This window comes from Rhizobium sp. P1_E6, assembly GCF_056405875.1.
The window spans coordinates 1-1,147 of sequence record NZ_JBFUBG010000289.1; the positions used below are offsets into that span (position 1 = coordinate 1).

The 1,147-nt window shown below is 57.2% G+C and carries 1 protein-coding gene; it reads right to left on the reverse strand.

The window, feature by feature from the left end:
• Window positions 1-465: 465 nt before the first annotated feature.
• A partial coding sequence (repC, locus tag AC1D35_RS36290) for a plasmid replication protein RepC (protein WP_477942862.1) occupies window positions 466-1,147 on the reverse strand: 682 nt, incomplete at its 5' end.

The window sequence follows — 1,147 nt, forward strand, 5'->3', positions numbered from 1 at the left end:
GAGTAATCGAGATAKTCTTTCCTCGAAGGCTCACCGGCTACGCCGTGATTCAACTTTATATTGGAAGTACCGTTCAGGTTGGTCCGAGCGAAACTCACCGTGTTAAGTTCGTTTTAAGAGGGCCGATTCAATGTAGCTACATGTCTAGAAAAGCACACAGCCATTGCGACGTTCTCACGTAAATGGCCGGACAAGTCCCAGTCAGCCGAAGGATTGACACCTAGCATGGAGCGCAGTCGCCTCCTTTGGAAGGACACACCTTCAACGCCTAGCGCGCAAGACGACCACCGCTACCAATGAACGGACGCTTTGCACTACTTCCGTCAAAGCCCTCTCTTTCGAACGAATCCCCCGCGCCCACCCAAAGCGACTGTCCCCACATTTCGAAAAATGAAACACTTAGTCTGCAGACAACATCCCGGGCAAACGGGCAGGGTCGACACTTGTCGAAGTGTGGGCCATCTATCAGCCTGAAGCTCGTGGATTCTCAAAACCTGAGCTCCGCAACAACGCCATCAGCATCGGCCCGAGCGAAAACTCCCCTCGCCGCGCCTTCGCCGTCAGATCCCTGAGATAACCGCCGGCCGAATTGATGTGCCCTGCCCGTTCCAGGATGCAGGCGATCGCCACCGCCGCATTTTCCGGCCCCATCGCCTCGCAGGCCTCCTGATAGGCGGACGGGCTGACGCCCAGCATCGAGCGGACCATGACGGCGGCCGCCATCAGTTCGCGCCAGTTCGCGATCGCCCCTCCCTGCCCGTAATTCGAAACTTCTGGGCACGCCCTCAGCACCAGTCCCAGCGGAAACGCCTTCAGCGGCTCGGCAATGCGCCCGCTTTTCTCGCTCGGCTTCTCGCCCTGCTCTTTTTCAGAGCTAGGTTCAAGTTCATAGGTGGATTCGGTATTTGAATTCTGTATATGGCGCTCATCATGAGCAGCATTGGTGCTGGTATTTTCAGTTTCTTCCTGAATTTCCAGTCGGTTGACGATCTCTTCGTGCAGCAGGCCCATCTCGTCGAGGATCGCATCGATGTCAGCCTTGACCGGCGTGCGCGGAATGCGCGCGACAAGCGCAATATAGGTCGCCTCGACAGCTGTCCAATCGCCGGGTGCCCCCTCCTCTATCGCGGCCGTGATCAGCTTCCTC